The organism is Maribacter sp., from assembly GCF_039968975.1.
GTDB lineage: Bacteria > Bacteroidota > Bacteroidia > Flavobacteriales > Flavobacteriaceae > Maribacter.
In genome coordinates, this window is record NZ_JBDVOT010000268.1 from 1 (window position 1) to 7,621 (window position 7,621).

Annotated in this window: 9 protein-coding genes; 5 read left to right on the forward strand and 4 right to left on the reverse strand. The window is 33.0% G+C overall.

Translation table 11 applies throughout. The annotated features are described in order from the left end of the window. On the forward strand, positions 1 to 707 hold a 707-nt coding region (locus ABJI11_RS18180), incomplete at its 5' end, for an MFS transporter (RefSeq protein WP_348355576.1). A 6-nt stretch (positions 708 to 713) separates the two neighbouring features. Here the strand turns inward: ABJI11_RS18180 and ABJI11_RS18185 are convergent. Together ABJI11_RS18185 and ABJI11_RS18190 are read right to left on the reverse strand one after the other, a co-directional pair. Continuing rightward, entirely contained in the window at positions 714 to 1,883 is a 1,170-nt protein-coding gene (locus tag ABJI11_RS18185) for a hypothetical protein (protein ID WP_348355579.1), read from the reverse strand. A 43-nt stretch (positions 1,884 to 1,926) separates the two neighbouring features. Further along, a complete protein-coding gene (locus ABJI11_RS18190; RefSeq protein WP_348355582.1) occupies positions 1,927 to 2,607 on the reverse strand; it encodes a hypothetical protein in 681 nt (226 codons plus the stop codon). 78 nt (positions 2,608 to 2,685) lie between these two features. Here ABJI11_RS18190 and ABJI11_RS18195 point away from each other — a divergent pair, with 78 nt between their 5' ends. From ABJI11_RS18195 to ABJI11_RS18210, 4 genes are all read left to right on the forward strand, one after another. Next, positions 2,686 to 3,312 (forward strand): sigma-70 family RNA polymerase sigma factor, encoded by a 627-nt coding sequence (locus ABJI11_RS18195; RefSeq protein ID WP_348355585.1) that lies wholly within the window; start codon positions 2,686 to 2,688, stop codon positions 3,310 to 3,312. Further along, a complete protein-coding gene (locus tag ABJI11_RS18200; protein WP_036156071.1) occupies positions 3,312 to 3,503 on the forward strand; it encodes a hypothetical protein in 192 nt (63 codons plus the stop codon). The genes ABJI11_RS18195 and ABJI11_RS18200 overlap by 1 nt, the downstream gene beginning before the upstream one ends. 20 nt (positions 3,504 to 3,523) lie before the next feature. Further along, positions 3,524 to 4,357 (forward strand): mechanosensitive ion channel domain-containing protein, encoded by an 834-nt coding sequence (locus ABJI11_RS18205; RefSeq protein ID WP_348355589.1) that lies wholly within the window; start codon positions 3,524 to 3,526, stop codon positions 4,355 to 4,357. 118 nt (positions 4,358 to 4,475) lie between these two features. After that, entirely contained in the window at positions 4,476 to 5,024 is a 549-nt protein-coding gene (locus ABJI11_RS18210) for an ATP-dependent Clp protease proteolytic subunit (RefSeq protein WP_348355592.1), read from the forward strand. A 155-nt stretch (positions 5,025 to 5,179) separates the two neighbouring features. Here the strand turns inward: ABJI11_RS18210 and ABJI11_RS18215 are convergent, their stop codons facing one another. Continuing rightward, positions 5,180 to 7,126: an OmpA family protein gene (locus ABJI11_RS18215; RefSeq protein WP_348355595.1), complete on the reverse strand. Its 1,947-nt coding sequence runs from the start codon at positions 7,124 to 7,126 to the stop codon at positions 5,180 to 5,182. An 18-nt stretch (positions 7,127 to 7,144) separates the two neighbouring features. After that, the coding region (locus ABJI11_RS18220; RefSeq protein ID WP_348355598.1) for a PorP/SprF family type IX secretion system membrane protein at positions 7,145 to 7,621 on the reverse strand (477 nt) is incomplete at its 5' end.

Consider the following 7,621-nt stretch of genomic DNA (forward strand, 5'->3'; position numbering starts at 1 on the left):
TTCTGGCAGGTTTGGGTAGTTTTTTAATTGGCCCATTGTCAAACCCTGTTTTGCACATGTCCATTGCAGTATTATTGGTTTTGCTGGTAAACTTTAAATTTCGAAAGTACTATTTTTCTGAGGTAGCCGAAGAAATTGAAAATGAACCGTTTAGTTTTGGTCTGCTAAAACCATTATTGTTGCTAGGGCTTATTTCTTTTTTAGCCATGGGAAGTGAAGGCGCAATTGTTGACTGGAGTGGATTATATCTAAAAGAAATAGCTCTGGCGCCAGAAGCATTATGGGGCTTAGGGTTTTTAGGATTTCAAGTTACTATGACATTGGGTCGCTTTTTAGGAGATGGTGTAAGTGATAAAATTGGGTCAGTCAAAATGGTTGTCATAGGAGCAATTTTAGCGATTTTAGGATACTTTCTGGTATTGACAACAGATACTTATTTCAGCATTATCGGTTTTGCATTAAACGGTTTAGGATTTTCTGTAATGGTGCCCGAGGTATTTAGAATAGGAGGGAATGTAAAAGGAATAGATTCTTCTAAAGGAATTGCATTCATTGCTGGTGCAGGATATGCTGGCTTTTTGTGTGCACCACCAATTCTAGGGTTCTTAGCTGAAAATTATAATTTAACTAGAAGTTTTGTGGTGCTATTGGCATGCGGGTTCTTAATTCTGCTCTTTACGCTTTTACTAAAAAGAAAAAAGGCGTAGCTCTACTTAGTTTTTAATATTACTCTTGATTTTAAATTCGCTATTGGGATCTTGTACTTTCTTAATAAAATCTAACATCTCATCAGTTAACAGTAATTGGTTTTGTGCATTCCAGTAACTCTGGTCGTAAGGGTAGTTTATTTTAAATAGATCTTTTGATGTGCTTACGTTTTTCTTGACTTCAAAGTCGCCTTCATTATCAGATGTGGTTAGTATGAAGGATACATCGTAGAATGAGGTGAAAGAATTCTCTTCATCTGTTAGTTCCACTTTTACATCATATCTGGCGGAAGCTATATAATATGTATTGGTATTGGAACTTTTAGAAAGCGATATTTCCTTATCGTAGGACACCGTTCTAAATCTTATATGCTTTCCACCTTTTTTAAAAGGCTTATCATATAATTTTGAAGACATTTTAAACCGTTCCATTGCATAGTCTTCTGTATTTATAATATAATGTCCCGAATAATCTTCGTCTTTTATAGCCGGTTTTGATTGAAAATTAATACTAATCTTTTTACCATTATCAAAACTGGATTCGGTCAAATCAAAATCATCTCCGGTGGCATTTAAAGGAATTAAATTCATGAATAAACTATGGAACGACTCAAAAATAAAGTAAACATCATTTTCATCTTTGACTAAGCCTACTTTACGCATATTGGTCAACGCAACCTTAAAGTCTTTTTTGTCGGGTTCAATTTCTTTAGTATATAAGAGCGTTCTCCTTTCTAGTTTTCCTTGAATATCTTGTATTCTTGTTATTTCTCCATTATAACGTAGTATGCCTCTCAATAAAAACTTCTCTTTGTATGGGTGAATGGGGTAATTAGATTTTAAAGAATCTCCTATTTTTTGCCATAGTGTTTTTTCATTGGTAACTGTCACTTCATTTAATTCTAAAACACTTTTGTTGAGGTAGATGGTATCTTTTATTTTTTGAGAAGTAGTAGTTAGTTTATCATAACCCACTCTGTACACGGTAATAGAATCTATAGTTGAGGTAAACTGAAAACGTCCATCAGCATTGGTCATCGTATGGTCTTTACCATTGTAGATGCCAACAAATTCTAAAGGAGAATTATCTGAGCTATCTAAAACCAAGGCATTAGTGGTATGTTGAGAATAGCCAAAAATAGAAAGTGAAAATAGTGAGAGAAATAATAACTTCATAGTGTGATTGATGAAATAAAAGAACATCAAACTTTATACCATTTTATTTCACCTCTACCCCAGAAAAATAAAGAGAAAAATCAGCATCCGGTCTTTTATGCATCATACTAATATTTAATCCGTTTAGGGTTTTATAGTCTTCCCAAGTAGTCGTCATATTAGGTTCAGATTGATTTTCTTTTCTGTACACCCATTCCTTTATGATAAAATCATCTCCAAAATAATAATCGTAGGCATCACCAGGAGTGTAGCCGCCTTCATTATTGTAAACGGTAGTAAGTTTATGCATATTTGCCTTGCTGATAGGGGCTTCTACATTTTCTGTAAGCTTATGGGTAAAACTATTTTGATCCCATACCAGTTGGTAAGGGGCAAGTAGCCAGAACTTGTCATTTACAAATCCGCCATCTGTTGCCGTCATAGTACTATCAACTGCCTTTCTATTATAGCTGATAGTATCTTGCCTAGTCATCATGGTAACATCATTAGATTCCGTTTGCCATAACCAAGTACGTTCAAAGTGTTCATCTTCTCTATCTACATTGAATGTAAACTTGATACTTTCAATGTCTTTCCAGTTTTCAAATCCGTTAGCATTTGCGATTTTTTCAAGAACTGTCAATTCCGTATCTTCGGCAACAGCAATTTTAGGCTTTTTTTGGTCGGTTTTACATGCTGTAAAAACACTTGATATTAGCACGGAAAGAATAATTAAATTTTTCATTTTCAGCAGATTTTCAAGTAAATATATCAATTACAGTATCTTTAACCTACTTTTATTTTTTGTAAACTATCTATCAAAGTGACATTTCTTAAAAAGCTTTGTTTTATAATTATCGGAAACCAATTCAACGAAAAATCGGTTTCTGGTGGTGTCAATAAACAATATACTGATTTAGAGTTAGTGGAGCGCATTGTTGCTAACAATGACTCTATGCTCTTTGGAGTACTCTATGATAGGTACTCGAAATTAGTTTACAACAAGTGCTTGGGTTTTGCAAAGTCTAATAAAGAGGCAGAAGATTTGACCCAAGATATTTTTCTAATGCTTTATGTAAAATTGGGTTCATTTAAAGGAAATTCAAAATTTTCTACCTGGTTATATTCTTTTACCTATAATTTCTGTGTTAATTATGTAAATAGAAATAAAGAGCGGAAGATTAACGATAATTCGGTAAAATTTGAAACACATGAAGATGTACCGGTAGAGGTGACAGATAACTTGTTACTGGAAATGCAAGTAGATAAACTAAAAAAAGCTTTAGAGCTTATAGCTCCTGAAGATAAATCGATATTACTATTAAAATATCAAGATGGAGCTTCTATTAAAGAATTAGAAGATATTTTAGAATTAAAATCAAGTGCTATTAAAATGAGGCTCAAAAGAGCAAAAGCGAAAGTTACTGAAATGTATAAAACCCTACCTTAATGTTAGAACAGGACAAAAATCCATTTAAAAACTTGCAGGGAGATCTTAAAGATGTTCCGCCAGAACTACGTAAAAAAGTTATGGAAGACGTTGCTACGGCTAAGTTGATTATGGAATTGTCTCATTTATTCACAGGTAGTTTTGCGTCTATAATAGAAGGTATGCTAAATACGAAATCGAAAAGCGAATAAAAATAAAGTAGAAAAGTTATATGGAAACAGTTGATAAGTGGAAAGACCTCACCTTTGAATCTTTAAGCAATATTTTTAAAGATATTGCTTCTGCCTTACCAGGTATATTCGGGGCATTTATCGTAATTATTTTTGGATGGATTATCATTAAGGTGGTTACTTTCATTTTAAAACGAATTTTTAAAGCAATCAAATTAGATAAAGCTTCTGAGAAAATTAATGAAGCAAAGTTATTTGGAGATGCAGACATCAAAATAGACTTACCTAAAATAATTGTAACTTTTATAAAAGTATTATTGTGGTTGGTGTTTATAATAGTTGCCTCAGATATTATGGGCTTAACTATTATATCGACTGAAATTGCTAACCTTTTAAGGTATTTACCTATATTATTATCTGCAATGATCATTTTTATGATTGGGCTTTTTTTAGCCAAAACCATAAAAGAAACTATTGTTAAGGTATTTGATTCTATTGGTTTAGGTGGTGGTAAAATATTAGGCAACGTATTATTTTATCTCATTATCATATTTGTCAGTATTACGGCGTTAAACCAAGCAGGTATAGATACGCAGATAATCACCAATAATTTTACCATTGTATTAGGTGCATTTTTATTAGCAATAGCATTGGCATTAGGTTTAGGGTCTAGAGAAATAGTAGGTGATTTATTAAGAACCTTTTATTCAAGAAAAATTTACGAAATAGGAGATAAAGTTAAAGTAGGAGATTTACAAGGTACAGTAATAGGTATCGATAATATTTCAATGATTTTGAAAACAAAAACTGGTAAAGTAGTTATCCCTATTAAAAAGGTTGTAGAGAAAACAGTTACCGTTGAAGAACAATCCTAAACGAATATTAACGTTTTTTAATTTATAGAAACAGATTTGGTAATAATCTAAAGGATTATTGCTAATCATGTTTATGATTTAATTCATTAATTTTGTTAGAGATAAATAAACTTAAAATATGAGTGCTAAAAAAGGAAAAATTCAGGAAGCCATAGATGAAAAAATGCTGGAGGAAAGAAAAGTCTTTCTATGGGGTATGGTTGATGACGATTCTGCAAAACATGTAATTGACAGGTTGTTATATCTAGATATGCAGAACAATGAAGAAATACAATTATATATTAATAGTCCAGGTGGTTATGTAACTTCGGGTTTTGCAATGTATGATACTATAAAAGCTTTAAAAAGTCCGGTTTCAACAATATGTACAGGTTTAGCGGCATCAATGGGGTCTATCTTATTATCTGTAGGTAAAAAGGGAAGAAGATTCATTCAGCCACATGCACAGGTAATGATTCATCAACCAAGTGGTGGTGCAAGAGGCCAAGCTTCTAATATAGAAATACAGGCTAGAGAGATTATTAAAACTAAAGAGTTAAGTGCACAAATATTAGCAGATAACTGTGGTCAAGATTTTGACAAGGTTTTAAAAGATTTCGATAGAGATTATTGGATGAATGCAGAAGAGTCTATTAAATATGGTATCGTAGACGGTATTATGGAATAGTAGTCAGTAAGCTGTAAAAAATTAAAAAGTCCTTTACCAATGTGGTAAAGGACTTTTTTGTGTTTTATAGTTAATTTTGGATAACGAAATATTACCCGAATTTATCTTTAAAAAGATAAGGTTGTTGTTGAATTTATGAGGTATGTTTTTAAAAATCATTTAGATGCCATGACACCTTTTTTAATCTGTAGAATTGGGAATTCTGTTCGTCTGTTCAATTCTAATTCTTCTGGGGTACAGTCCTGTTTGCTAGTACAATGATTTATTGGAATACGTTTACCAAAACCTTTATAAGAAACAATTCTGTCTTCTGAAACTCCGTTTTCAATAAGGTACTCATAAGTAGATTTTGCCCTACTTTCAGATAAGTTGTCATTGTAGGCATGACTACCCACAGGGTCAGTGTGCGCTTCAAGTTTAATAATCATATCTGGGTAGGTGTTGTTCATTACACGTACCACTTTATCCAGCTCTCTAGCGGCATCTGGTCTAATATCACTTTTATTGAAATCGAAATATATTTTATTAAGTCCCGCTAACAATTTTAAATCCAGAACCGGTTCAAGAACAATGTCTTGTCTCATTATTTTTTGAGCCTTTGGAGTTTTTGATGTATTAAAGAAAACGTTTTTGTGAGGGTGGGTTTTTCTAACCGCCTCTATCATATAATTGGTTTTTCTATTAACTGGAAATCTATAATATCCATTCTCGTCTGTAGTGGTCTGTGCAACCAACGTATTAGTAACTTGATCAAATAACTTTATTTGAACACTGTCTAGCATTTGGTTGTTTACACCATCTACTACATACCCTTCAACATCTAATGCAGGGGTAAATTTAAACTTGTATATATCGTCACTACCAACGCCACCCTCACGATTAGAGCTTACATAGCCATCTAGTCCATTTGGCAAACCATAGTAAGCGAAATCATCACTAGAACTATTGATAGGGGTACCTAAATTAATAATGTCAATAATCTCGCCGTCTTCGTTAGAAATGGTAGAAAAAACATCTAGCTGACCAAAACCAACATGACCATCAGAGCTGAAAAATAATTTTCCTTCTTCATTAATGAACGGAAACATTTCGTTGCCTTCCGTATTTACAATTGGTCCGGCATTAACAGGTTCTTGTACACCACCACGCTCATGAATTTCAGCATAGTAAATATCAGTTCCACCATAACCACCAGGTCTATCCGATGCAAAATAAATGCGTGTTCTCGCAAGATTTACAGACGGATGCCCGGTGGAATAGTAGTCACTATTAACCCTAAGGTTACTGTTTTCTTGCCACTTACCATCAATAAATTTGGCTGTGTATATTTTTAAATTAATTTCATTGGATGCACCATAACCTTCTTTTTTATCGTAGAAATTATTTCGGGTAAAATACATGATTGTATCATTCTTGTAATCTGTAGAAAATGCTACTGAACTTTCATGAAATTTTGTGTTGATATCTCCTTTTACACGTTTAGGTTCAGACATAGGATTATCTTCTTGAACAGCAAAAAGATCTAACCAAGGTTCATCGTTCCAACCATAACTTTCACCAGTAACCACATCTCTTCTTGAAGAACTGAAGTATAAATTCCCCATAAATCTATACACTCCAAAATCACTGTCTGTAGAATTGAAGGCAACAGGTTCCACTTCGTAACGTTGTCTACTATTAAAGACTACAGAGGCTAAATTACCATCTTGTAGAAATCGCTTAATACGGGAATCGTTCTTATTGTATTTCTTATATTTTTTTAGATAAGCTTCAGATTCTTCTAAATCACCATTAGCATATAACGCCATTGCATATTTAAAGTAGTAATCTGTTGGTAAAGTTGCATTGTTGATTACAGCACTAAAATGCGGAATAGATTTTTTATAGTCACGTATTAATAAATAACATTCCGCTAATTGCTGATGAGCGTATTCAGCATTAAAATCTGCTTCAACCATTCTTTCATACTCTGGTATAGCTAAGGAATATGAGAATTTACTGAAATAATAATCTGCTTTTTTTTGCGATGCAATTTGTGCTATCGAGAATTGACCTACTAGTAAGAATAGCATCAATAACACGAAGTTTTTATAATTTTTCATCGTATCGATATTAAATTGTTAGAAATATCTAGGAGACTTAACAGGTCCTAATACCTTTTTGAAAAGTTCATAGATCAATATAATTTCATGCGTACCTCCAGTATAAGGTCTTACCGCTGAGGTAGGCAAGTCATAGGCATACCCTACTCTAAAATCTCTAGATACCTGATAGTCCATCATGGCACCAAAGTTAGATGCGTCATTAACCCTATAAGATGTTCCTATCCAAAACTTCTCATTGAATAAAAAGTTTATGGTAAAGTCATATGTAGCCGGTGCACCATTGGTAAATTTCGTGATAACAGTTGGCTTAAATTTTGTAGTTTCAGAAAGGTCGAATACCATACCACCAATAGCGTAATAGCTATTACGTTCTATTGCTTCAAACTCACCATCGTTTAAATCTGTGTTTAGAATTCTTGGTGAAGAAATACCAGCATACCATCTGTTGGAACCAATATAAAAACCAGCACCAAAATTTGGATTGATACTATT